Below are 23,418 nucleotides of genomic sequence, written 5' to 3'. Positions count from 1 at the left end.
GGGGCGGCGCGGTCTGACGGGTTCGCCGAGCATAGGGCCGTGAATGGCAGGTTGTGAGCCGCAATGCGGTGAAGGTTGTGGGTTGTGGGTTCTGGGTTGCGGGCAGCGAAGCCCGGGGGCCGCGGGTCTGTGGGAGCCGACTCTGTCGGCGATCTTTCCTGCGGCCGCCAGAAGCAGATCGCGGCTGAAGCCGCTCCCACTGGCGGTCGGAATACAGGGCTTTGCTGCCCACAACCCACAACTCACAACCCACAACCCACAACCTTCAACGCCGTACGGCCCACAACCTTCATCGCATTTGTTAACCCGCCCGCACCGCCCATACGCCTGCGTTTGCGCGGCAATCGGGCGCGGGATAGAGTGCGCCCCCGCCACGGGCCCGTCGTCTTCACGACCACTCGTCCGCACAGCAGCGCACCCGGGCGCCTGCCGGCGCCCAGCCCGATATCGAATCCGAAGGAGTATCACCATGTCGTTCCGTCATTCGCTGATCGCCGTGGCCCTGGCCAGCGCGCTGCTCGTGGGCTGTGGCAAGGACGAGGCCACCCAGAACGCCGCGCCGGCCGAGAAGGCCGCGATGCAGGCAGTCGCACCGGCGGCGACCGCCTCTGCCGCGATGGATGCGCAAATCAAGGCCTTCCGTTCCAATGACCTGAAGGGCCTGCTCGAAGCCGCACTGCCGGCGGCAGAGATCGAGCGCATGCGCAGCGAGTGGGACAAGAACCGCGCCGAGCCGATCACCGACGAAGACCGCGCCGAGTTCGCCGACAGCTGGGGCAAGATCACCGCCGCCGACGGCGTCGACAAGATCATGGCCGAGATGGAGCCGCAGCTGGCGCAGCTGAAGCCGCAGCTGGCCGGCATGATCGCGATGGGCCAGGGCATGGCGACCATGACCATCGCCGAGAGCACCGACCTGACCGACGCGCAGAAGGCCCAGGCCACGGCGTTCATGAACGGCCTGTCGGGCTGGCTGGGCAAGACCGATTTCGCCGATCCGGCGCTGATGCGCAAGTCGCTGACGGCGCTGGCCGACGGCCTGCGCGCCACCGGCATCACCAAGCTGGACGACATCAAGGCGCTGAGCTTCGACGAGATGCTGGCCAAGGTCGGCCCGGCCGTCGGCGGCGTCAAGAACGCGCTGGCCGCCTACGGCTTCTCGCTGGATGCGATCGCCGACAGCGTCAAGACCGAGATCGTCAGCGAAGCCGGCGACACTGCCAAGCTCAAGGTCAGCTACGCGCTGTTCGATGCGCCGATGAGCTTCGAGAGCGAGATGCAGAAGGTCGACGGCAAGTGGTACGGCAAGGACATGCTGGCGCAGCTGGAGAAGGCCAAGGCCGAGGAAGCCGCGCAGGTGGCCGAAGGCGATGACGCCGCGGCCGACGAAGAGTCCGAAGAAGAAGCCGCGGGCGAATAAGTCCGTCGCTGCCGGCTGCCGCGGGCGCACTGCGCCCGCGGCGGCGGCATACCGCCATGACTGAAACCGCCCCGAGTACGACGCTCAAGGCGCCCTGGTTCCGGCGTGCACTGCTGGCCCTGGTCGATACCTTGCTGCACCCATTCCTGCGCCTGAAGCGGATCACCCCCGAATCCGATCGCGCGCCCTTCGATCCCGCCAGGCCGGTCTGCTACGTGCTGGACCGCCACGGGCTGTCGAACCTGGCCATCCTCGACCGCGCCTGCCGCGAAGCCGGCTGGCCGCGCCCGATCGATCCGCTGCCGCTGGTGACCTTGAGCCGCCCGCCGCGCGCTTTCATCGCGGTGGAAAAACGCAGTGGCTGGCTGCTCAACCATCGCCGGCTGCGCGACCGCACCGAGCGCCTGGAGCGCCTGCTGGCGGCGATCCGGCGCGACCCGGAAGCGCAGGTCCAGCTGATCCCGGTGTCGATCATCGTCGGCCGCGCGCCGGACCGCACCGATGGCTGGTTCAAGGTGCTGTTCAGCGAGAACTGGGTGGTGGTCGGCCGCTTCCGCCGCCTGCTCGCGATCCTGTTCAACGGCCGCAACACCCTGGTGCAGTTCAGCCCGCCGGTGCTGGTCGGCAAGAACGCCCCCGAGGCGGAAGACCTCCGGCGCGCGGCGCACAAGCTGTCCTTGCTGCTGCGCGTGCACTTCCGCCGGATCCGCGGCGCCGTCATCGGCCCGGATCTGTCGCACCGGCGTACCCTGGTGGACAATTTGCTGCGCACCGATGCCGTGCGCGCGGCGATTGCGGCGCAGGCGGCGAAAGAGAAGGGCGGCCAGCGCGCCGCGCAGAGAAAGGCCGAGGCCTACGCGCGCGAGATCGCCGCGGACTACTCGCACCCGGTGGTGCGCTCGCTGTCGTTCATCCTGCAGGGCTTCTGGAACCGCATCTACGACGGCATCCGGATGAACCACTTCGACGCCTTCCGCCAGCAGGCGCCGGGCTATGAAGTGGTCTACGTGCCCAGCCACCGCAGCCACATCGACTACCTGATCCTGTCGTACATGCTGTACCGCAACGGGCTGGTGCCGCCGCACATCGCGGCCGGCGTCAACCTCAACCTGCCGCTGGTGGGTTCGATCCTGCGCCGCGGCGGTGCCTTCTTCCTGCGCCGCAGCTTCAAGTCCAACGCGCTGTACTCGACCGTGTTCAGCGAGTACGTCACCCAGCTGGTGCGCCAGGGCGTGGCGCTCGAGTACTTCATCGAAGGCGGGCGCAGCCGCACCGGGCGCTTGCTGCCGCCGCGCGCCGGGATGCTGGCGATGACCGTGCGCGCCTACCTGCGCGAACGCGCCAAGCCGGTGCTGTTCCAGCCGGTGTTCTTTGGCTACGAAAAACTGATCGAGGGCAAGAGCTACCTCGGCGAGTTGTCCGGCCAGCCCAAGGCCAAGGAATCGATGGTCGGTCTGGTGCGTTCGTTGTCCGTGCTGCGCCACCGCTACGGGCGGGTCGCCGTCAATTTCGGCGAGCCGATCCTGCTCGACGACATCCTCTCCGCGAACGCACCTACTGGCGCGAGCAGACCACCGGGGAGAACGACCGTCCGGGCTGGTTCTCCGGCGCGGTGGACGACCTGGCGCACAAGATCCTCGAGAACATCAACGCCGCCGCCGACGTCAATCCGGTCGCGTTGCTGGCGCTGGTGATCCTGGGCACGCCCAAGCACGCCATCGGCGAGGCCGACCTCAAGGCGCACTTGCAGATCTACCTCGACCTGCTGGCCGAGCTGCCCTACAGCGCGCGGATCACGCGCACGCCGATGACGCCGGCCGAGATCGTGGCCTACGGCGAGCAGATGGGCTGGATCCGCCGCCTGAAGCACCCGCTAGGCGACGTGCTGAGCGCCGAGGGCGACCAGGGCGTGCTCCTCAGCTACTACCGCAACAACGTCATGCACGTGTTCGCCGCGGTCAGCTGGGTGGCCTGCTGCCTGCTCAACACGCGGCGGTTGTCGCGCGCCGGCCTGGCGCGGTTGGGAAGGATGGTCTACCCCTTCCTGCAGACCGAGCTGTTCCTGCCGTGGACCACCGACGAGTTCTCCGAGCGCATCGACGCCGCGACGGATTTCCTCGGCCGCCATGGCCTGATCAATGTCGATGCGGACGGCCGCTGGGTCAGCCGCCCCGCCGACGGCGGCGACGCCTTCTTCGGCCTGCGCGTGCTCGCGCACAGCCTGCTGCAGACCTTCCAGCGCTACTACGTGGTGATCGCGCTGCTCGGCAAGAATGGCCCGGGCACGCTGTCTTCCGGCGAGCTCGAGACCCTGTGCCACGTCACCGCCCAGCGCATGGCCCTGCTGCACGAACTCTCCGGCCCCGAATTCGGCGACCGCGCGCTGTTCAAGAGCTTCATCCAGATGCTCAAGTCGCAGGGCATCGTCAGCGTGGACGACAACGGCAAGCTGACCTTCGGCCAGGAGCTGAACCAGCTCGGCTCCGACGCCCGCATCATCCTCTCGCGCGAACTGCGCCAGGGCATCGTCGCGATCACCCCCGAGGCGCGCGCGGCGCTCAGCGGGCCGACGGAGAAGCCGGAGGCGACGAAGGGCGAGGCGTAGGCCGGGGAGCGCGCAGCGCTTCCCCGGCTCGATTGGCTGCCGGCGCGGCCGGAACCCGGTCATTCGAACCCGTTGGCGAACAGCACCGGCGGCAGCTCGGTGTTACTGGTGAAGCGGTAGATCTTCCCGTTGAAGGCGGCGACGTAGATCCGCCCGTCCTCATCCTCACCGAAACTGGCGACGCCACTCGGGGCTTGTCCCCAGCGGTTCGCCGTGGTCGGCTGCGGGCCAAAGGTTCCGGGCGCGGTCTCTTCCGCGAACCACACATTGCGTGATCCGTAATCGGCGTAGACGTACAGGCCATTGAGCAGCGGGATGGTTCCGCGGATGCGATAGCCGCCTGTCACCGCGAATCCGGCCGATCGGCCGTAGGCCAGGATCGGGCCAGTGAGGGTATCGCCGACGCGACAGGTGCCGCCAGCGGAGCCCGTGCCTTCGCGGCAGTCCCAGCCGAAGTTGATCGGCGCGCCGATCGGCCCGGCAGGCCGATAGCTGATCTCCTCCTGGGCGCTCTGCCCGACATCGCCGATGAACAACGCCCCGGTCTCCCGGTCGAAACTGAAGCGCCAGGGGTTGCGCAGTCCGTAGTCCAGGACCTCGTCGCAGGCGCCAGTGAGGCGCGCGGTACCGAGGAAGGGATTGTCCCCAGGGATGGCGTAATTTGCCGAGCCGTCGGCGTTGCTGGCGCACAGTTCGTTCGCGCCCGCAGCCGTCGTGGTATCGACATTGAGCCTGAGCATCTTGCCCAGCAGCGTGCGCGAATCGGCATTGCCGCCCGAATTCACGAAGGCGCTGTCCGCGGGACAACCCGAGGTTCCTTCGTTCGGGACCAGGTCGGCCGGCGTCAGGCTCTGCGCACGATTGCACGGGTCGTTGCCGCTGCCGCCATCGCCCATGCCGATGTAGAGGTAGCCATCGGGTCCGAACAGAATGTTGCCGCCGTTGTGGTTGCTGAAGTCCTGGTCGACGCGCAGGATCACCAATCGCGTGGCGGTATCCACGACATTCGGGTTGGACTGACTCACGGTGTAGCGGGCAACGACCGTGTCGCCGCTGCTGTCGTTGTAGTTGATGTAGAGATAGCCGTTCTGCGCGAAGTCCGGATGGAAGGCCAGCCCGAGCAGGCCGCGCTCGTCGCCGGTGCCGCCCACCGCGACGAAGCCGCCCGGTGGTGCATTGCCGGGCCCGACGAAGGTCAGGAATGGCGTGGTCAGGTAGGCGCCATTGACGAATATCCGGATGTTGCCGATCTGCTCGACCACGAACAGCCGACCGCTGCCGTCGCCGGCATGGCGCACGATCAGGGGGCGGTCGAAGGCCGTGCAGGCCGGACAGATGTCGGTCAGCGCGAGATCCGGCGGCAGGGTCTGGGCGAATGCAGGGGCGCTCGCGAGAACCAGGGCGGCGGTCAGGGATCGGCGGATCATCGGATATTCCCGAATGCTTGGAAGCGCGCAGCATAACGGCTGCTGTCGGTGGTGGATGTGATGCACGGCCGGCGGCGCAGCAAACGGGACCATGGACAGCCGCGCTACACTGTCGTGAATCACGACCACCGGTCGATGCCATGTCCAGCCCCGCACCCCATGCCAAACCCGTCACCTACGGCGACTACCTCGGCTGGCAGGATGACAAGCGCTGGGAGCTGATCGACGGCACTGCCTACCCGATGGCGCCCGCGCCGAACTGGCGGCACCAGGAGCTGGCGGGCGAGATTTTCCGCCAGGTTGCCAACCAGCTCACCGGCAAGCCCTGCCGCCCGGCGATCGCCCCGCTGGACGTACGCCTGCCCAAAGGCAATGAGGCGGATGAGCGGGTGGACACGGTGGTCCAGCCGGATGTGCTGATCGTCTGCGACACGAGCCGCATCGATCGCCGCGGCGTGCGCGGGGCGCCGACCTTCGTGCTGGAGGTCCTGAGCCCGTCCAGCGCCAGCCACGACCAGATTCGCAAGCGCGCCGTCTACGAGCGCGCCGGCGTGGCGGAATTCTGGATCCTGCATCCGGTGGATGGCGTGCTGACGATCTATCGCCGGAGCCCCGCCGGTGCCTTCGCGCCGCCGGAGATCGTCGAGGCCAGCGGGCGCATCGAACTTTCCTCGGTGCCCGGCGTGGGCATCGACTTCACCGGGCTGTATCCCGCGCTGGACGCGGATTGATCGAACTGGTTGAACGCGGAGACGCGCACACCAACCCGATCAAACGCAGAGACGCAGAGAACGCGGAGAAGAGCATCCCTGCCTTCCTCCGCTTCTCTCCGCGTTCCTCTGCGTCCTCCGCGTCTCCGCGTTGAACTGGCCCGGCAACGCGGTCGATCAGGCCTGCAGCAGCGCCCCCGCGCCGGCGTCGAGCAGGGCCTGGGCGACGGCGTTGCCGAGTGCCTCAGGCGTATCGACGGACCCCCACGCTTCGGCGCGCACCAGGCGGCCACTGGCGACGTGGCCGACCAGGCCTTCGAGGTGCAGCTCATTGCCTTGGCGCAGCGCCAGCGCCGCGATCGGCACCTGGCAGCTGCCGCCGAGGCGCTGGTTCATCGCGCGCTCGGCGCGGATGCGCGCGGCGGTGTCGGCATCGTGCAGCGCGCGCACGCGTTCGATCACCGCGTGGTCGCCGGCGCGGGTCTCGATGCAGATCGCGCCCTGCGCCGCGGCTGGCAGCCACTCGGGCGCGGTCAGGCGGGCGCGGATGCGCGCGTCGAAACCCAGGCGCTTGAGGCCAGCGACGGCGAGGATGATCGCGTCGTACTGGCCGGCGTCGAGCTTGGCCAGGCGCGTGTTGACGTTGCCGCGCAAATCGCGCACCTGCAGGTCCGGGCGGCGTGCCTTGAGCTGCGCGTGACGGCGCAGCGATGAGGTGCCGACCACCGCGCCCGGCGGCAGCGCGTCCAGGCCATCGTGGTGGTTGCTGACGAAGGCATCGGCCGGATCCTCGCGCGCCAGGATCGCCGCCAGCTCGAAACCAGGTTCCAGCTCCACCGGCACGTCCTTCAGCGAATGCACCGCGATGTCCGCCTCGCCGCGTTCCAGCGCGAGTTCCAGCTCCTTGAGGAACAGCCCCTTGCCGCCGATCGCCGCGAGCGAGCGGTCCAGCACCTCGTCGCCACGGGTGGACAGCGGCACCAGCTCCACCACCAGCGTCGGATCCAGCGCCTTGAGGCGCGCGGCGACGTGCTCCGTCTGCCAGAGGGCGAGCTGGGACTTGCGGGTGGCGATGCGGAGGAGCATGGGTTGCTTGCGACGTGGCGGCTTCGAGCAGTCCAGTAGAACAGGAAAAGGGAAAAAGGAAAAAGGGAAAGGGAAGAGCGACCAGCGATGCCGCAGGTTGGTGGACTTTGCACCCACGGAGACACCAGAACAGCCAAACGCAACCCGTCGGGTTCGCGCCCTACCTTTTTCCCTTTTCCTTTTCCCTTTTTCCAAAAGAGAAACCCGCGCCGGCGGGAGGTGCCGGCGCGGGTTGGTTCAACGCAAACCGCGATCAGTGGGAAACCGCGCCCTCGGCGTGGATGCCGGTGTTCTGGCGCACGTAGAGTTCTTCCCACATCTCCTCGGAGCGCTTCTCGCGGCCGAGCAACGAGCCGAGCAGCACGCACAGGAAGCCCAGCGGGATCGAGATGATGCCGGGGTTCTTCAGCGTGATCAGCGGTTCCTTCAGGCCGACGATGCTGGTGTCGCTGCCGGCGACCGAGGCGATCTTGGCCTGCGCGCCCGCGAGCGCGGCCTTGGCGCCGTCGACGGCCTTCTGCGCGGCAGCGCGGGAGGCATCGTCGGTCGCGGCGGCCAGGGTCGCCTCGGCCGCGGCGATCTTGGCCGGCGCGGCGTCGACGATCGGCTGGTTGGCGGCGCGCAGGGCGATCGGGTAGGTCATGTTCGGGCTGACCATCACCAGGCCGATGGCGGTGAGCGCGCCGACGGTCATGCCGAGCACCACGCCCTTGGTGTTGCAGCCCTTCCAGTACAGGGTCAGCAGCACGGCCGGCAGGTTGGACGAGGCCGCCACGGCGAAGGCCAGCGCCACCAGGTGCGCCACGTTCTGGCCCTTGGCGAGGATGCCGATGACGATCGCCACGATGCCGACGATGATCGAGGAGATGCGCGCGGCGCGGACTTCCTCTTCCTGCGTCGCATGCTCGCCCTTGACCACGCCCACCCAGATGTCATGGCTCATGGCCGAGGCGGAGGCCAACACCAGACCGGCGACCACCGCGACGATGGTGGCGAAGGCCACCGCGGCGACGAAGGCCAGGAACAGATTGCCGAGGATCGAGTTCTCGCCGCCGCCGATGTACTGCGCCAGCAGCGGGCCGGCCATGTTGCCGCCTGCGTCGATCGAACTGATCTTGGCCGCACCCACGTTCATCGCCGCGCCGAGGCCGAGGAACAGCGTCAGCACGTAGAAGCCGCCGATGATCGCCATCGCCCAGATCACCGAAGTGCGCGCATCCTTGGCGGTCGGCACGGTGAAGAAGCGCATCAGGATGTGCGGCATGCCGGCGGTGCCGAGCACCAGAGCCATGCCCAGCGAGATCTGGTCGATCGGGTTCTTCAGGTACAGGCCGGGTTCGAGGAAGCGCTGGCCGAGTTCGGTCGCGCTCATCGCGGTGGCCGGGTCGCCCAGCAGCTTGGCCACCTGCGCCTGGATCTTCGGATCGGACACGGCGGCTTCGAGGAAGCCCGGCAGACTGAAGCCGTAGGGCATCCAGGTGAAGAACACCAGGATCAGCGAGGCCGCCACCAGCAGTACCGCCTTGATGATCTGCACCCAGGTGGTGGCGACCATGCCGCCGAACACCACATAGGCCAGCATCAGCACGCCGACCGCGATCACCGACACTTCGTAGTCGATGCCGATCAGGGTCTTGACCAGCACGCCGCCGCCGACCATCTGCGCGGTGAGGTAGAAGATCGACACCACGATGGTGCTGATCGCGGCGACGGTCTTGGACTTCTTCGGGTCGTTGCGGAAAGCGAGGATGTCGCCGAGGGTGTACTTGCCGATGTTGCGGCAGGGCTCGGCAATCACCAGCAACACGGTGATGTAGGCCACCAGCCAGCCCACCGAGTACATGAAGCGGTCGTAGCCGTACAGCGAGATCAGGCCGGCGATGCCGAGGAAGGAGGCGGCCGACAGGTAGTCGCCGGCGATCGCCCAGCCGTTCTGGATACCGGAGACCGAGCGGCCCGCGGCGTAGAACTGCGACGCGCTCTTGACCCGGCGCGCGGCCAGGTAGGTCACGAACATGGTCAGCGCGATGATGCAGCCGAAGACCAGGAAGGTCAGCCACTTGTACTCGGGCGCCACGGCGCCTTGAGCCAGGGCCGGCAGCGGCAGCGAGAGCGCTGCGCCGGTGAGGAGTCGTTGGATGTTCATCAGTTGCCTCCGTTCTTCATCGCGTCGCGATTGATCTCGGCGGCCAGCGCATCGAATTCGGCGTTGGCGCGTCGGGCGTAGATCCAGGCCAGGCCCCAGGCCACGATGAATTCCGACCAGGCGAACACCAGGCCGAAATTGATCACACCCCAGACCTTGGTCTTGAACAGGTCCGTGAAGTACGCCGCGCCGATCGGCAGCAGGAAGTAATAGACAACCGAAAACGCCATCAGGCCCCACAGGAACCGGGTTTTCTTCCGGTGCAGTGCCTGGAACCGCGGGTCCGCGTTCACCGCGGCCCAATTCATCGTTGCAGCCATGTGGATCCCCTCCCTAGAACTCGGATCGGCCCCCGCACGGGTGTGCAGAAGCCGTGATGCCATCGTCGATTCGAGGGGCTCTGGCGACAATTAGCTATTGGTCGAGGGAAAGCTCTAAAAAAGGCGGGGGTGAAGAGCGGGGAAGGGGGCGCTGGGGGCAGCGGCGCGGGCGACCATCCCTGTCGCAAGAAGAGCGGGGCAGGGGGCAGGGGGCGGGGGACGTGACTTGCGGCAAGCCCATGACTTGTCCGGGGGCGAAACCGGGCGGACTCGCCCCCGCCCGCCCCCCGAAACCCCCCCCCCCCCGCCTTCTTGTCGACCGGCCCCCAGCCACTTGCCCCGGTTCAGGTCCCCTGCCCCCTGCCCCGCATTTCCACCCCGCTTCTCGCCCCCGCTTCGCCGTCCCGGATTCCCCCATGCTCCACGCCCTGACCCGAATGCTCGACCGCCGCCGGCTGCGCGATGTGCGCTTCGCGCCGCTGTTCGAGCGTTATCGCGGGGAAGAGGTGGTGTCGCTGGACCTGGAGACCACTTCGCTGGATCCGGTGACGGCGGAGGTGCTGTCGATTGCCGCGGTGCCGGTCGATGCGCATGGCGTGCGCCTGTCGCAGCGCTTCGTCCGCTTGCTGCGCAGCGCGCGCGACTTCGGGATCGAATCGATCCGGGTGCACCGGATCCTGCCCGGCGAATCGGCGGCCGGCGGAAGCCTGGACGAGGCGGTCGACGCGCTGCTGCTGTGGCTCGCCAACCGTCCGCTGCTCGGTTACAACCTGGCCTTCGACGCCGCGATCCTCGATCGCCTGGCGCGCGCGCGGCATGGATTCCGCCTGCCAAACCGGCGGATCGAACTGGCCGGGCGCTACATGCGCAGCCTGCCGGTGCGCGAAGGGAACGCCGAGCCGGACTTGCGCCTGGAGACGATCGCCGCCGCAGTCGGCGTGCCGCTGATGGGCCGCCACACCGCGCTCGGCGACGCGGTCAGCGTGGGGTTGGTGTATGCAGCGTTGCAGGCGCGGGCCTTCGGGCGGCGACCAGAGCAAGGAGCGGGGCAGGGGGCAGGGGGCAGTGGGCCAAGCCCCTCGCCCTGAACGGTCCTGGCGTCACCCTGGGGGCTTCCAGTCGTTTCAGGCGCCGAAAGTTCCGCCGAGCAGGTCCCCTGCCCCCCGCCCCCTGCCCCGCTTCTCCTCCAAGGCAGCGCCTCACCCACCCTCGCGATGCACGCACCCCACCACCTCACCGGCGCTGGCGATGGCCCAGGTGGCATCGTCGCGGCGCCCGCCGGCGAGGTGCAGTTGCGCGCGCCGGAGCGGGACCCGGGCGATGCGCCCCTGGCGCAGGAAATGGATGTTGCCCAGGCCGGACCACAATCGCCAGTCGAGTGCCTTGACCACCGCCTCGATGGCGCAGAAGCGTTCGCGCAGTTGCTGCGCCTGCTGCGCCGGGTCCAGCGCTTCCCACAGCGCAAGTTCGTGCGCGGGGTACAACCGCCGCGCGAGGCGGCGGACCGATGCGAAGGGACGCTCGCCGATCACGTCCACCCCGAGTTGCCCGACGGCGCCGGTGGCCAGCAGCGCGACCTCGTCGTCGTGCGCCAGGCTGAAGGCGTCGGCGAGATCCGGTGACTGCGGCTTGCCATTCGCGGAGCGGCTGATCCGCAACAAGGCTGGATCGATGTCCGCCAGCGATGCAAGTTGTGCGCGCACCCGGCCCCACACCCAGCGTGAGCGCGCGCCGGAATCTGCGGCGCGCAGTTCCGGCGGCAACGTCCACCACCACAAGTGGACCGTGGCAGGCGGAAGTGCTGCGGGACGGACGTCGGTCGGCATGGGCAAGGGGGCGGCATCGCGGTGACGGCCGCGCGGGTTCGGGCGCATGATCGCAGGCGTCCCGCTCGTGGAACACCCCATGAAGACTGCCGTGCTGGTGCTGCTCGCGCTGATTCTCGCCGTGGTGCTGCTGTTCGCCTGGCGCAGCTACGCTTCGCGCCAGTCGCCACCGACCCTGGACCTGGTCGAAGGCCGGCTGCGGCCCTGCGAGGCCCGGCCCAATTGCGTTGCCAGCGAGGGTTCCGACGGTGAGCACAGCATCTCCCCGTTTCCCTACCGCGGCGATCGCGCCGCCAGCGAGCGCGCCTTGAACGCGGCGCTGGCCACGCTGCCGCGCACCCAGATCCACCGGCGCCAGGGCGACTATTGGCACGCCACCCAGCAGAGCGGGCTGTTCCGCTTCATCGACGACATCGAGCTGCGCTTCGACGATGCCTCGGCGACCGTGCACCTGCGCTCCGGCTCGCGTGTCGGCTACTCGGACCTCGGGGTCAACCGCAAGCGCATGGAGTCGCTGCGCGCGGCTTACCTGGCCCAGCCCTGAGCTGCGATGGCGACCTCGCTGTGCAGCCGCCTGCAGCTGCCGCCCACTGCCGAGTGGCTGCCGCAGTTCTGCCAGCCTGCGACGGTGTATTCGGCGATGCTGCTGGCTGAGATCGTGGTCGTCATCGCCACGCTTTCGCCCGGTGTTGGCGAAGACAGCTGGCTGCGCGCGCTGACCATCGGCACGGTGCTGGCCCAGTGGATCGCACTGAGCTCGGTCACCGTGCTATGCCTGTTGCGTCCACGGCTGGTGGTGCTGTCGGGCGCTGGCGCGCTGGTCGCGGTGACCCTGGTGCTGGCATTGACCGCGTGGACGATGGCGTGGATCGGCTACACCGTCGACCGCGAGCTGGGCTGGGGGCTGACTGCGGAACTGCAGCAACGAGAGACGTTCGTCCACGGCATCGTCGCCATCGTGCTGTTGATGGCGGCTCTCGGATTGCGCTACGGCTATGTGCACGTGCAGTGGAAGCGTCAGGTGGAGGCGCAGGCGCGCGCCGAGGTCGAGGCGCTGACCGCGCGCATCCGTCCGCATTTCCTGTTCAACAGCATGAACACCGTGGCGGGGCTGATCCACGTGGATGCCGATCTCGCCGAGCGCGTGATCGAGGATCTGGCCGAATTGTTTCGCGCCGCGCTGGCCGCTGGCGAGCGCGCGCACCCGCTGGAGCGCGAACTGGAGCTGTGCCGGCGCTATCTGGACATCGAGCAGCTGCGCATCGGCGATCGCCTGCGGGTGGAATGGGACATCGACGCAGCGCCACTGCACCTGGCAGTGCCACCGCTGCTGCTGCAACCGCTGGTGGAGAATGCGGTCTATCACGGTGTGCAGCCGTTGCCCGAAGGTGGCGTGGTGCGGATCTCGGCCAGCGTGACCGGCAATGAACTTGCCATCGCCATCGACAACCCGATGCCGCTGGAGCGCGCACCGCGCGCCGGACACGGCGTGGCTCAGGGCAACGTGCGCCAGCGGCTGCGCCTGGCCTATGACGGACGCGCATCGCTGGAAGTGCGCGAGCGGCGTGGATACTATGGTGTCACGGTGCGTTTACCCCTGCCGGGTCACGCGAGAACCGATCATGAAAGTGCTGATCGTCGATGACGAACCCCTGGCACGCAGGCGACTGGCTTCGCTGTTGTCCGGCGTTGTGGGCGTCGAGGTGGTGGGCGAGGCTGCGGATGGCCAGCTGGCCTTGGCGGCCGTGGACCGCCACGACCCGGATCTTGTACTTCTCGACATCCGCATGCCCGGGATCGACGGCCTGGAAGTTGCGCGTCGGCTGACCTTGCGCAGCGATCCGCCGGCGGTGGTGTTCTGCACCGCCTACGATGACCATGCGCTGGCGGCATTCGATGCCGAAGCGGTCGATTACCTGTTGAAGCCGGTGCGCCGCGAGCGCCTGCTCGCCGCGCTGGAGCGCGTGCGCAGGTTCAACGGCGAGGCCGCCGCCGAGCCGCGCGGCGAGGGCGGCGAGGCGCGCAAGCAGCGCAGCCACATCTGCGCCCGCGTGCGCGGCGAGATGAAACTGGTGGCGATCAGCGCGATCAGCCACTTCCTCGCCGATGCCAAGTACGTCGAGGTGCATTACGACGGCGGCGAGGTGCTGATCGAGGACTCGCTGATCTCGCTGGAGGAGGAGTTCGGCGACCGCTTCGTGCGCGTGCACCGCAACTGCCTGGTCTCGCGCGAGCGCATCGAGGGCCTGGGCAAGAACGCCGCGGGCGAGACCGTGGTTCGCCTGCGCGGCGGCCATGAAACCCTTGAAGTCAGCCGGCGCAACCTGCCGCAGCTGCGCAAGCTGCTGCGCGAGCTGTAGCGGCGCGTCGACGGAAACGTTCAACGCAAAGACGCCAAGGACGCAAAGGGACGCAGAGAAAAGCCCCTGAAGCTTTCCTCCGCGTTCTCCGCGTCTGTGAGTTTAACTGGGTCGTTGGAGCGGCGTTCTCCGCGGGTCGCGGGTTGCTGGAGGACACCCGTCGGTGGCGCTGCGGTGGACTGCCGGGTGCCGTCGGGACAGGCGGCGCCGCGGGAGCGGCGCCCTCCACGAGCGCGGGCTGCGGGCTGTTGGAGGGCGCCGCTCTTCGCTGGCTTCCCGGTTGAAGCAGACGCTGAGACGGAGAGAAGAGCTTCACACGCTTTTCTCCGCGTCCTCTGCGTCTCCGCGTTGAATGGGGCCTGGTCACCCTGCGAGGCGGAAGCGCTCGGCGACGAGGTCCTTGAACTGGTTGACCACGCGCAGCGCGTCGCGCAGCAGTTCGCGGTCCAGCCGGCGCAGCGCGGCGACATCGATGTGGTTGTCGATCGCCTCGCCCTGCTTGAGCTTGCGCAGCTGGTCGGTCAGGCGCAGGCGCAGGAACACGCTGAGCGCCTGCTGCGCATCGCGCGCGTCGCGCTCGTGCAGCGCGCCCGCCTCGACCAGCAGGTCGGCACGGCGGAAGCTGTTGGTCTCCGTGATGCGATGTTTCAGCGCCAGCGCGCGCAGGCCCTGCACGATCGGGAAGATGCCGCCTTTCTTGATGTCCAGGCCGTGTTCGTCGGTGCGCACCTTGCCGAAAAAGGTCAGCGGCGTGTGGAAGGCCAGCGCCGGGGCTGCGAACTGGCGCATCAGGCCATCGTTGCCACCGAGCGCGGCGATCTGCCGCTGCAGCGGTTCGAACAGCGCGGCATTGCCGGCGATCGGGCGCGCATCGACCGCGATGGCGAGATCCAGCATCGCCGCCGGCTCGTAGTTGCCGCTCCATTGCAGCAGGCGCTCGCGCCACTCGGACTGGGTCAGGCGCCAGGCCGGGTTGTTGACCATCACCTTGCCGGGGCAGGGCGGGTATCCCAGCTGCGCCAGCGCCTCCGAGAACTGCGCGCAGACCTCGCCGGCCTGCGGCCAGTCGGGCCCGTCGGCGAGGATCAGCGCATTGTCCTGGTCGGTCTTCAGGATCTGCTCGCTGCGGCCCTCGCTGCCGAGCACCAGCAGGCACACGCGCTCGCGGATGTCCGGCGGCACCAGCGACTCGAAGAGCTTGCCCATCAGGCGCGAGTTGAGCGCGCTGACCAACTCCATCAGGTAGCTCATCTTGGCGCCCTGCGCGTGCAGGCTGGCGACCAGGTCAGTCAGCCCGCGCGCGGCGGCGGCGATCTCCTCGATGCTCTCGGCGCGTTCGAGGCGCAGGCCGATCAGGTGCGACTGGCTGGAGTAGTGGCTGAGCACCTCGGTCAGGCCCAGGGTGCCGAGGATCCGCGCGCCCTCGCGCACCACCACGCGCTCGACGCGATGTCGCGTCATCCGCACCAGCGCCTGGAACAGCACCGCATGCGCCTCCACCGCGATCAGCGGGCGCCTGGCGAGCGGCGCCACCGGTGCTTCCGGCGCGGTGCCGGACAGCGCCAGCGCGTAGAGAATGTCGGTGCGGGTGGCGATCGCCGGGTCGGCCGGGTCGCCCACCAGCAGGCAGGTCACATGGCGCGAACGCATCATGCGCACGCATTCGGCCAGGGTGGTGGCGCCATCGACGAACAGTGCCGGCGCGAGCTGCGCCTCGCCTGCACGCGTCAGCATCAGGCGGCCCATCTCGGCCGGCGCCTCGCTCTCGGCGAGCAGCTTGCGCTTGGCCGACAGCCCGGCGTGGAACCACGCGGCGAAGCGCGGGAACTCATTGACCAGCTGCTGGAAGCGCTCGGCCGGGATCACGTGGCAGAGCGTGTCTTCGAGCGCCCGGTAGCTGTAGCGCGCCTTGCCCATGATCACGGCGAAGGCACCGAGCACATCGCCCGGGCCGTAGTCGGCAAACTGCTGCTCGCCGCCCTCGCGCGCCTCGAAGGCCTGCACGTGGCCCTTGAGGATCACGTAGACACGAGTCGAAGGCTGGCCCGCTTCCAGCAGGCGTTCGCTCTTGCGCAGGTAGTGCAGGTCGACCGCGGCGCGCAGGGACGCGCGCACCGATTCGGGCAGCAGGTCGAACGGCGCCTGGCGGGTGTCGAGTTCGACCTGCACTGCGCTGTCTGTCATCGGGGGCGCCCGCTGGATGTCGGCACATATTGCGGCAAGCCAGTCGCATCGACATCGGCCGATGGTCGAAGGCCTTCACGCCGTCGTGACACAGCGCGCATGTTTCGTTTACATTTGCCCCGTCTGCGGGATTGGTCCGGCAGATTCCCTGCCTGACCCGGAGACGCCGCGATGCGCCTGTTGCCCCTGATGTTCGCCCTGTTCCTGCCGCTGTCGCTGCTGGCCCAGGAGGCCGCGCCGCCAGCGGATGCCGCCGCCGAGGCCCCCGCGGACCAGGGCGACAGCGTGCAGGCCTTCGTCGATTCGCTGAAGTTCCAGGACGGCCAGGTGACGCTGACGGCCGCGCGCGCCACCCTCAACCTGCCGCAGGGCCTGCGCTACCTCGACGGCGCCGACGCCGAGCGCGTGCTGACGGACCTGTGGGGCAACCCGCCGGGCAGCGAGGCGATCGGCATGCTGGTGCCGGCCGACATCAGCCTGGCCGACGGCGAGCGTTCCTGGGCCATCGTGCTGCAGTACGAGGAAGAGGGCTACGTCTCCGACGAGGACGCGCAGGAGATCGACTACACCGAGCTGCTCGGGGAGATGCAGTCCTCCGCGGCGGAAAGCAACGAGGCGCGCAAGGCGCAGGGCTACGGCGCGGTGGAGATCGTCGGCTGGGCCGAGCCGCCGCGCTACGACGCGGCCAGCCACAAGCTGCACTGGGCCAAGGAACTGGCCTTCGAAGGCCAGGGCGAGCACACCCTGAACTATGACGTCCGCGTGCTCGGCCGCCACGGTGTGCTGGTGATGCAGGCGGTCGCCGGCATGGGCCAGCTGGCGCAGATCAAGCCCGGCATGGGCGAGGCGCTGGCTGCGGTAGACTTCAACCAGGGCGCGCGCTACGCCGACTTCAACCCGGCCACTGACAAGGCGGCCGAATACGGCCTGGCGGCGCTGGTCGCCGGTGGCATCGCGGCAAAGACCGGGCTGTGGGCCAAGCTGCTGGCGCTCTTGATCGCCGGCAAGAAGCTGGTGATCGCCGCCGTGGTCCTGCTGTTCGCCGGTATCGGCAAGCTGTTCGGCAAGAAGAAGGAAGGCGCAGCCTGAGCGCCGGCCAAACGGATCGCGGCGCCCTCTTGTGCACTGCGGCGTGTTTGGCTATAAAGCACGGCTCTTTCGGCCCCAGCCGGGGCATAGCTCACAAGGACGAGGTGAACCATGGCGCGCGTATGTGCAGTAACCGGGAAGCGCCCCCTGGCTGGCAACAATGTGTCGCACGCGAACAACAAGACGCGTCGTCGCTACCTGCCGAATCTGAAGTGGCACCGTTTCTGGGTCGCTTCCGAGAAGCGCTTCGTGCGCCTGCGCCTGTCGATGGCGGCGCTGCGTACGATCGACAAGAACGGCATCGAGGCGGTCATCGCCGACATGCGCGCCCGCGGCGAAAAGGTCTGAGGGAGTAGATGAGCCATGCGTGACAAGATCAAGCTGGTGTCGACGGCCAACACGGGCCACTTCTACACCACCACCAAGAACAAGAAGACCACGCCCAACAAGCTGGAATTCAAGAAGTACGATCCGGTCGCCCGCAAGCACGTGGCGTACAAGGAATACAAGATCAAGTAAGTCGTCGCGCCCTGCAGAACGACAAGCACAGACCCGCCGCGAGGCGGGTTTTGTGTTTCCGGGGGTCGGGTCTTGCCGCGCCTTCGGACGGTGCGGCAAGTGGTGAACCGTGAAACGTGAAACGTCAATCGAAGCGCGCACTGATTGACGTTTTACGTTTTACGTTTGACCCATCGCCCCAGGGCCGGGCCGCCCAGCGCAGCCATTGACGTTTTACATTTCACGTTTGACCCATCGCCCCGAGGCCGGGCCGCCCCGCGCAGCCATCGACGCTCGCCGTCAATGGCTCCCCTTGTCCCGGTTCCAGCCGCGGTGCTTGATGTCGAGGTACAGGCTGTAGAGCGCGGTGAAGCTGGGGAACAGGTTCTGCAGCACGCCCACCGAGTCCTGCTTGGCGGAAAACAGGAAGTAGCTCAGCGTCATCAGGCTGCCGACCACGCTCATGTACCAGAACAGGCGCGGGATCACCGGTTTGCCGGCGCGCTTGCTGGCGATGAACTGGACCACCCAGCGGGCGCCGAACATCAGCGCGCCGGTGTAGCCGATGATCTTCCACCAGGTGACGTGCAGGCCGGTCCATTCCAGCCAGAGCAGTTCCTCGTTCACCGCCCTACTCCGCCAGTTCGTCGACGTCGGTCAGCTTGCTGCGCTGGATCAGCCAGGCCACGCCGCGCAAATCCTTCAGGCCCACCCAGGCGCGCTGCAGGTTGTTGTACTTGCTCTGCCCGGCGGTGCGCTCACGGTGGTTCACCGGCACGCTCAAGCTCTGCCAGCCAGCGCGCTTGACCAGTGCGGGCAGGTAGCGGTGCATGTGGTCGAAGTACGGCAGGTCCAGGTACACGGCGCGCTCGAACAACTTGATGCCGCAGCCGGTGTCCGGGGTTTCGTCCTGCAACAGGCGCGAGCGGATCGCGTTGGCGAGCTTGCTTGCCCAGCGCTTGCTGCCGCTGTCGCGCCGATGTACCCGCCAGCCGGCGTAGAGCCGCGTCCTCGGGTCGCCCGCATCGCGCGCGGCGAGCAGCTTCGGGATGTCGGCCGGGTCATTCTGGCCATCGCCGTCCAGGGTGGCGATCCAGCGCCCGCGCGCGGCCTTGATGCCGGTGCGCAGCGCCGTGCTCTGGCCACTCTGGGTCCGGTGGTGCAGCACGCGCAGCCGTGGGTGCGCCGCTTTCAGCGCACGCAACTGCGCCAGGGTGTCGTCGCGGCTGTGGTCGTCGACATAGACCATTTCCCAGGCCAGCGACAACGACCCCAGCGCAGCCTCGATCTCGCGCACCAGCGGCGCCACGTTGTCGCGCTCGTTGTGCACTGGCACCACCACGGACAGATCGATCGTGGGGTTCAGGTCCATCTGTATTCCCGGCACCATTCGACCAGCGGCGGCACACCGTCCTCGATCGACATCTGCGGCTGGTAGCCGAAGGCCGCGCGCGCGGCACCGATGTCGGCAAAGGTCTCGAGCATGTCGCCGCTCTGCATGCCTTTGTACTCGCGCTCGGCCTTGCGCCCGGCGGCGATCTCGATCAGCTCGATGAAGCGCAGCAAATCGACCGGCTCGCCGCGGCCGAGGTTGTAGACGCGGTAGGGCGCACCGCCATCGACCGCCACCGGCGGCAGGTCGAGCGCGCCGAGCACGCCGCGGACGATGTCGCTGACGTGGGTGAAGTCGCGCTTCATCTGGCCGTGGTTGAACACCTGAATCGGGCGGCCAGCGAGGATCGCACGGGTGAACAGCAGCGGCGCCATGTCCGGCCGGCCCCAGGGCCCGTAGACGGTGAAGAAGCGCAGTGCCGTGATGGGCATGCGGAACAGGTGCGCGTAGGAATGCGCCATCAGCTCGTTGGCGCCCTTGGTCGCCGCGTACAGCGACAGCGGGCGGTCGATGCGCGCGTCTTCGCGGAAGGGCTGGACTGGCGACTGGCCGTACAGGCTGGAGGTGCTGGCGCAGACCAGGTGCTCGACACCGCCGTGGCGGCAGGCTTCGAGGATTTCGGCGAAGCCCACCAAATTGCTGTGCACGTAGACCCGCGGCGCCTCGATCGAGTAGCGCACGCCGGCCTGCGCGGCCAGGTGCACCACGCGCCGCGGCGAGTGTTCGCGCCAGATGCGCGCGAGCACGTCGGGATCTGCGATGTCGCCCTCGACCAGCTCGAAATCGCGCCCGGCGCCGAGCGCACGCGCGCGGTCGCGCTTGAGCTGCGGCGAGTAATAGTCGTTGAGGTTGTCGAGTCCGAGGACGCGCTCGCCGCGGGCGACGAGCGCCTGGGCGACAAAGGCGCCGATGAAGCCGGCGGCGCCGGTGACCAGCACAGTCATGGGAGGATGCGCGGCGCGCGGCGGACGGGGGCGCGAAGCGTAACGGAAAGGCCGGGAGGCATCCACCGGGCGCGCCGGTCCCGGTCAGGCGCTGTTATCCTCTGCGGTTGCCTGATTGCGCCTGACGCCCCGTTCCGCGGCCGTGTGCACGCCGAAGGCGCCCTTTCCGAACATTCCTGGCCGCGCCAGCGGCCCCGCAAGGCATCCATGCAACGCATCCGTGAGCTGATCCAGAAAGGCCAGATCGACGAGGCCGAATACCGTCTGCGCGACCGCCTGAACGAGGCGCCGAATGATCCTGAAGCCCTCAACATGTACGGCGTGGTGCTCGCACGGAAAGGCGACGCGCTCGGTGCGCGCAGCCACTTCAAGCGCGCCATCGAGGCCGGCCCGGACGAACCCAGCTACCTGGTCAACTACGGATTGCTGCTGGCGCAGCAGGGCGATTCCCTGCGCGCGGCCGAGTTCCTTGAGCGCGCCGCCGCGCTCGATCCGAACTGGTCGCGCGGGCATGCGCAGCTGGGCGAACTGGCGCTCGCCTCGGGCCAGCTGGAATCCGCCGAGCAGCGCTTCCGCACCGCGCTGCGCGCCGACGAAAACGATGCCCAGGCCCAGGTCGGACTGGCCCAGATCCTGCTGCTGCGCGGCGACGCCGACCAGGCGCTGACCCTGGCCCAGAGCGCGATCGCGCAGACCCCGGAAGACCCGCGCGCGCAGGCAGTGCTCGGCGCCGTGCTGCTGGCCAAGGGCCACTACGCCTTTGCGCGCCAGGCGCTCGAGAATGCGCTCAAGCTGGATCCGGGGAGCATGCGCGTGCGCCGCATGACGGCGCGCGCGCAAGCGGCCGACAACGATGCCACGGCCGCACTCGCTACGCTGCAAAAGATCAAGGAATTCAACGAAGAAGACGTGCCGATGCTGGTCCAGGTCAGCGATCTCGGCATCCGTTCCGGCCATGCCGCGCGGGTCGCCGACCTGCTCGACCGGGTGCTCGGCCGGGTCGACAACGAACCGCGGCTGGTGCACGCCGCCGCCGAGGCGCGCGTGCGCGCCGGGCGCATCGACGATGCGATCTCGTTGTTGGGCGCGTACGCGAAGCCCGAATCGCACCCGTCGATCTGGGTCCACCAGCTCGGGTTGCTGGCGCGCCAGAATCGGGTCGATGAAGCCTTCCAGCTGGCGCAGGCCTGGGCCGAGGCGCAGCCGCACCAGGCCGAGGCGCACGCGGTTATGGCCACCGGCGCGGAACTGCGCGGCGAAGCTGCGCTGGCGCGGGCTGCGGCGGAAAAGGCGCTGACGCTGGACGCGCAGCATCCCAAGGCCTTGGCGATCGCCGCCGCCTACGAGCTCAAGACCGGCAAGCCGGGGTCGCATTGCTCCGCGCTGGCGGCGCTCGACCCGACGCCGCTCGCGCCGGCCTCGCGCGCGACGCGCGGCTTCCTGCTCGGCTACGCGGCCGACCGCGTAGGCGACTCCGACGTCGCAGTGGCGCATTGGCTGGAAGTGCATGCGTCGCTGCCAAAACAGAAGATGCCTGCGCTGTCCGATCCGCTCGGCGCGCCGCGCGAACTGCCGATGCCGCTGGCCAGCAGCGACGCGCGCCCGCTGGTGCTGGTGCCGTGCATCCCGGGCGGCGGCGCCGAAGCGCTGCTGCGCGCGCTGGCGCGCGGCGAAAGCGTTGCGGTGCTGACCGACCGCATGGGCCCGCAGGCGCGTCATGACGGGCTGTCCGCAGACCAGCGCCCGCAGATCGAGAATGGCCTTGCCGAAGCCACCCTGCAGGTGTTCCGCCGGCGCTACCAGCGAGCGCTGGAACGCCTCAGGCTGCCCGCCGGGCGGGTGGTGCTGGACGTGCTTCCCGCGCTCGAATGGGTGCAGTACGCCGCACTCTCCGGCGCGCTACCGCAGGCGCGCGTGCTCGCCTTCGTGCGCGATCCGCGCGACACCCTGCTGCACTGGCTGGCCTACGGCACCACCCCGGCGCGCGCCATCGGCAGACTGGAGCTGGCGGCCAACTACCTGCTGCGCCAGTATCAGCACCTGGACCGCATGCGTTCCTCTGCCGGCCTGCCGGTCAGCGTGATCCGCGCCGAGGAGTTTGACGCCGACCGCAACGCGCTGCGCGAACGCCTGGGCCAGGCGCTCGGCGTGCCCGCCGACTCCTTGGTACTGGACGCGCCGCAGCGCCAGGTGCTCGCCAACCTGCCCGAGCGCCTGGAAAGCGGCCGCTGGCGGCGCTACGCGGCACCGATGGGCAAGGCCTTCCGCCTGCTGGCGCCGGCGGCGAAGAGCTTCGGGTACGAGTGAGGCGGGGGCGAAGTGCGAAGGGCGGGGCGATGGGAAGGGGGCGAAGTACGAAAGGCGGGGCAGGGGTCAGGGGACAGGGGGACCTGCTCCGCGCCCTGAACATGCCGTGCAGCGGCCGACAGGCGCCCCTGCACCTCGACCCATGACACGAGGCCGGCGCGGAGTGCGAGAGGCGCGGGCGAAGTGCGAAGGGCGGGGCGATGGGAAGGGGGCGAAGTACGAAAGGCGGGGCAGGGGTCAGGGGGCAGGGGGACCTGCTCCGCGCCCTGAACATGCCGTGCAGCGGCCGACAGGCGCCCGTGCACCCCGACCCACGACACAGCCCATTCATGCGAGCAGGCGTGTCCCCCGCCCCCTGACCCCTGCCCCGCTTTTGTCCGCCCGATATTCCGCACGCGCCAGCGGCCGAAAAATCCCGACTAGCGGATATTAAAAACCGCTTGACTTTCGATTTTGCCTGTCGATAATGCGCAGCCATTGCACCGGGCAGCCCCGGTTGCGCTCACGCAAGGAACTCCGATGAATCAGTTCAACCGCCACGGACAGGATTCGATGCCCAGCATCGCCCTGCGTCCGTGCCTGACACTGGAAATCCGCATCCGCGCGTAGCCTCTCGATCAACCGGGGGCTGCGCATGCAGCCCCCGAGTCGCTTCAGACGAAGCCCTCGGTGGGTCTCCACCGGGGGCTTCGTGCATTCGCGGCATGCGATTTGCGTAAATCCGTCGCGCCGGATATCGGCGCAATCAATATCAGCCCGGGCGCGGGAAGGGATTATCACGCCCGGAATCAATATCGACCATCCGGATTATATGGATGGTCGGAAGGGTCCGCCCGTTCCGGGCGTGTCGACAACGATAGCGGGTTGGCCGGAAACGGCGCCCGCCTGGTCGGGCGGCCACTGGCTGGCCCGGTACCGACGGCACGCGCGGCAGGTGGAGCATGGGATTGTTCGCTCAGGGGTCGAGCGCCCGCGCAAGCGGGAGACGATGGTTCGAATCCATCACAGTCCGCCGTGGAACGTAGCTCAATTGGTAGAGCAACTGATTGGTAATCAGTGGGTAGCGGGTTCGAATCCCGCCGATCCGACCGCAAGGTCTCAGG

Annotated in this window: 18 protein-coding genes, 2 tRNA genes and 1 pseudogene; 12 read left to right on the top strand and 9 right to left on the bottom strand. The window is 68.5% G+C overall.

Annotated elements, in window-relative coordinates; translation table 11 throughout:
* The first annotated feature begins 1,370 nt into the window (after positions 1 to 1,370).
* A pseudogene (gene plsB / locus IPK27_00940) lies at positions 1,371 to 4,025 on the top strand (glycerol-3-phosphate 1-O-acyltransferase PlsB).
* Between the two features lie 59 nt (positions 4,026 to 4,084).
* On the opposite strand, the gene IPK27_00935 reads toward plsB, so the two are convergent.
* Positions 4,085 to 5,452, bottom strand: coding sequence for a PQQ-dependent sugar dehydrogenase (locus IPK27_00935; protein ID MBK8066225.1), 1,368 nt, complete (start codon positions 5,450 to 5,452; stop codon positions 4,085 to 4,087).
* 140 nt (positions 5,453 to 5,592) lie between these two features.
* Here IPK27_00935 and IPK27_00930 point away from each other — a divergent pair, with 140 nt between their 5' ends.
* The gene (locus IPK27_00930; GenBank protein ID MBK8066224.1) at positions 5,593 to 6,183 is read left to right on the top strand and encodes a Uma2 family endonuclease; all 591 of its coding nucleotides are present in this window, start codon (positions 5,593 to 5,595) and stop codon (positions 6,181 to 6,183) included.
* Between the two features lie 156 nt (positions 6,184 to 6,339).
* Here the strand turns inward: IPK27_00930 and hemC are convergent, their stop codons facing one another.
* From hemC to IPK27_00915, 3 genes are all read right to left on the bottom strand, one after another.
* On the bottom strand, positions 6,340 to 7,248 hold the full coding sequence (gene hemC / locus IPK27_00925; GenBank protein ID MBK8066223.1) for a hydroxymethylbilane synthase: 909 nt from the start codon (positions 7,246 to 7,248) through the stop codon (positions 6,340 to 6,342).
* A 253-nt stretch (positions 7,249 to 7,501) separates the two neighbouring features.
* The gene (locus tag IPK27_00920) at positions 7,502 to 9,394 is read right to left on the bottom strand and encodes a cation acetate symporter (protein MBK8066222.1); all 1,893 of its coding nucleotides are present in this window, start codon (positions 9,392 to 9,394) and stop codon (positions 7,502 to 7,504) included.
* On the bottom strand, positions 9,394 to 9,714 hold the full coding sequence (locus IPK27_00915) for a DUF485 domain-containing protein (protein ID MBK8066221.1): 321 nt from the start codon (positions 9,712 to 9,714) through the stop codon (positions 9,394 to 9,396). The genes IPK27_00920 and IPK27_00915 overlap by 1 nt, the downstream gene beginning before the upstream one ends.
* Before the next feature lie 416 nt (positions 9,715 to 10,130).
* On the opposite strand from IPK27_00915, the gene IPK27_00910 reads away from it, so the two are divergent.
* A complete protein-coding gene (locus tag IPK27_00910) occupies positions 10,131 to 10,802 on the top strand; it encodes a 3'-5' exonuclease (GenBank protein ID MBK8066220.1) in 672 nt (223 codons plus the stop codon).
* A 111-nt stretch (positions 10,803 to 10,913) separates the two neighbouring features.
* Here the strand turns inward: IPK27_00910 and IPK27_00905 are convergent, their stop codons facing one another.
* On the bottom strand, positions 10,914 to 11,540 hold the full coding sequence (locus tag IPK27_00905; protein ID MBK8066219.1) for a 4'-phosphopantetheinyl transferase superfamily protein: 627 nt from the start codon (positions 11,538 to 11,540) through the stop codon (positions 10,914 to 10,916).
* Between the two features lie 79 nt (positions 11,541 to 11,619).
* Between IPK27_00905 and IPK27_00900 the strand changes: the two genes are divergently transcribed.
* Genes IPK27_00900 through IPK27_00890 form a run of 3 tightly spaced genes read left to right on the top strand, consistent with a single transcriptional unit; the run spans position 11,620 to position 13,900 of the window.
* Positions 11,620 to 12,084 (top strand): DUF1499 domain-containing protein, encoded by a 465-nt coding sequence (locus tag IPK27_00900; GenBank protein ID MBK8066218.1) that lies wholly within the window; start codon positions 11,620 to 11,622, stop codon positions 12,082 to 12,084.
* 6 nt (positions 12,085 to 12,090) lie between these two features.
* The gene (locus tag IPK27_00895) at positions 12,091 to 13,185 is read left to right on the top strand and encodes a sensor histidine kinase (GenBank protein MBK8066217.1); all 1,095 of its coding nucleotides are present in this window, start codon (positions 12,091 to 12,093) and stop codon (positions 13,183 to 13,185) included.
* Positions 13,163 to 13,900 (top strand): response regulator transcription factor, encoded by a 738-nt coding sequence (locus tag IPK27_00890; protein MBK8066216.1) that lies wholly within the window; start codon positions 13,163 to 13,165, stop codon positions 13,898 to 13,900. The genes IPK27_00895 and IPK27_00890 overlap by 23 nt, the downstream gene beginning before the upstream one ends.
* A 363-nt stretch (positions 13,901 to 14,263) precedes the next feature.
* On the opposite strand, the gene IPK27_00885 is transcribed toward IPK27_00890, so the two are convergent.
* Complete coding sequence (locus IPK27_00885) at positions 14,264 to 16,084, bottom strand: cyclic nucleotide-binding domain-containing protein (GenBank protein ID MBK8066215.1); 1,821 nt, start codon at positions 16,082 to 16,084, stop codon at positions 14,264 to 14,266.
* Positions 16,085 to 16,273: 189 nt separating this feature from the next.
* Between IPK27_00885 and IPK27_00880 the strand changes: the two genes are divergently transcribed.
* From IPK27_00880 to rpmG, 3 genes are all read left to right on the top strand, one after another.
* A complete protein-coding gene (locus tag IPK27_00880; GenBank protein ID MBK8066214.1) occupies positions 16,274 to 17,173 on the top strand; it encodes a DUF2167 domain-containing protein in 900 nt (299 codons plus the stop codon).
* 111 nt (positions 17,174 to 17,284) lie between these two features.
* A complete protein-coding gene (gene rpmB / locus IPK27_00875) occupies positions 17,285 to 17,521 on the top strand; it encodes a 50S ribosomal protein L28 (GenBank protein MBK8066213.1) in 237 nt (78 codons plus the stop codon).
* Positions 17,522 to 17,536: 15 nt separating this feature from the next.
* The gene (gene rpmG / locus IPK27_00870; protein ID MBK8066212.1) at positions 17,537 to 17,692 is read left to right on the top strand and encodes a 50S ribosomal protein L33; all 156 of its coding nucleotides are present in this window, start codon (positions 17,537 to 17,539) and stop codon (positions 17,690 to 17,692) included.
* A gap of 279 nt (positions 17,693 to 17,971) precedes the next feature.
* On the opposite strand, the gene IPK27_00865 is transcribed toward rpmG, so the two are convergent.
* Genes IPK27_00865 through IPK27_00855 form a run of 3 tightly spaced genes read right to left on the bottom strand, consistent with a single transcriptional unit; the run spans position 17,972 to position 20,008 of the window.
* A complete protein-coding gene (locus IPK27_00865; protein MBK8066211.1) occupies positions 17,972 to 18,298 on the bottom strand; it encodes a lipid-A-disaccharide synthase N-terminal domain-containing protein in 327 nt (108 codons plus the stop codon).
* 4 nt (positions 18,299 to 18,302) lie between these two features.
* Positions 18,303 to 19,043: a glycosyltransferase family 2 protein gene (locus IPK27_00860; GenBank protein MBK8066210.1), complete on the bottom strand. Its 741-nt coding sequence runs from the start codon at positions 19,041 to 19,043 to the stop codon at positions 18,303 to 18,305.
* Positions 19,034 to 20,008, bottom strand: coding sequence for an NAD-dependent epimerase/dehydratase family protein (locus tag IPK27_00855; GenBank protein MBK8066209.1), 975 nt, complete (start codon positions 20,006 to 20,008; stop codon positions 19,034 to 19,036). The genes IPK27_00860 and IPK27_00855 overlap by 10 nt, the downstream gene beginning before the upstream one ends.
* A 207-nt stretch (positions 20,009 to 20,215) precedes the next feature.
* On the opposite strand from IPK27_00855, the gene IPK27_00850 reads away from it, so the two are divergent.
* The 3 genes from IPK27_00850 (at position 20,216) to IPK27_00840 (ending at position 23,403) form a co-directional block, all read left to right on the top strand.
* Positions 20,216 to 22,315: a tetratricopeptide repeat protein gene (locus IPK27_00850; protein ID MBK8066208.1), complete on the top strand. Its 2,100-nt coding sequence runs from the start codon at positions 20,216 to 20,218 to the stop codon at positions 22,313 to 22,315.
* A gap of 944 nt (positions 22,316 to 23,259) precedes the next feature.
* Positions 23,260 to 23,327: transfer RNA gene (locus tag IPK27_00845), tRNA-OTHER, on the top strand.
* A 3-nt stretch (positions 23,328 to 23,330) separates the two neighbouring features.
* A tRNA-Thr gene (locus IPK27_00840) sits at positions 23,331 to 23,403 on the top strand.
* Positions 23,404 to 23,418: the final 15 nt, after the last annotated feature.

The sequence above is a fragment of the Rhodanobacteraceae bacterium genome (assembly GCA_016713135.1).
GTDB lineage: Bacteria > Pseudomonadota > Gammaproteobacteria > Xanthomonadales > SZUA-5 > JADKFD01.
The sequence above is the reverse complement of the archived record's forward strand: the minus strand, read 5'-3'. Positions and strand labels throughout refer to the sequence as shown.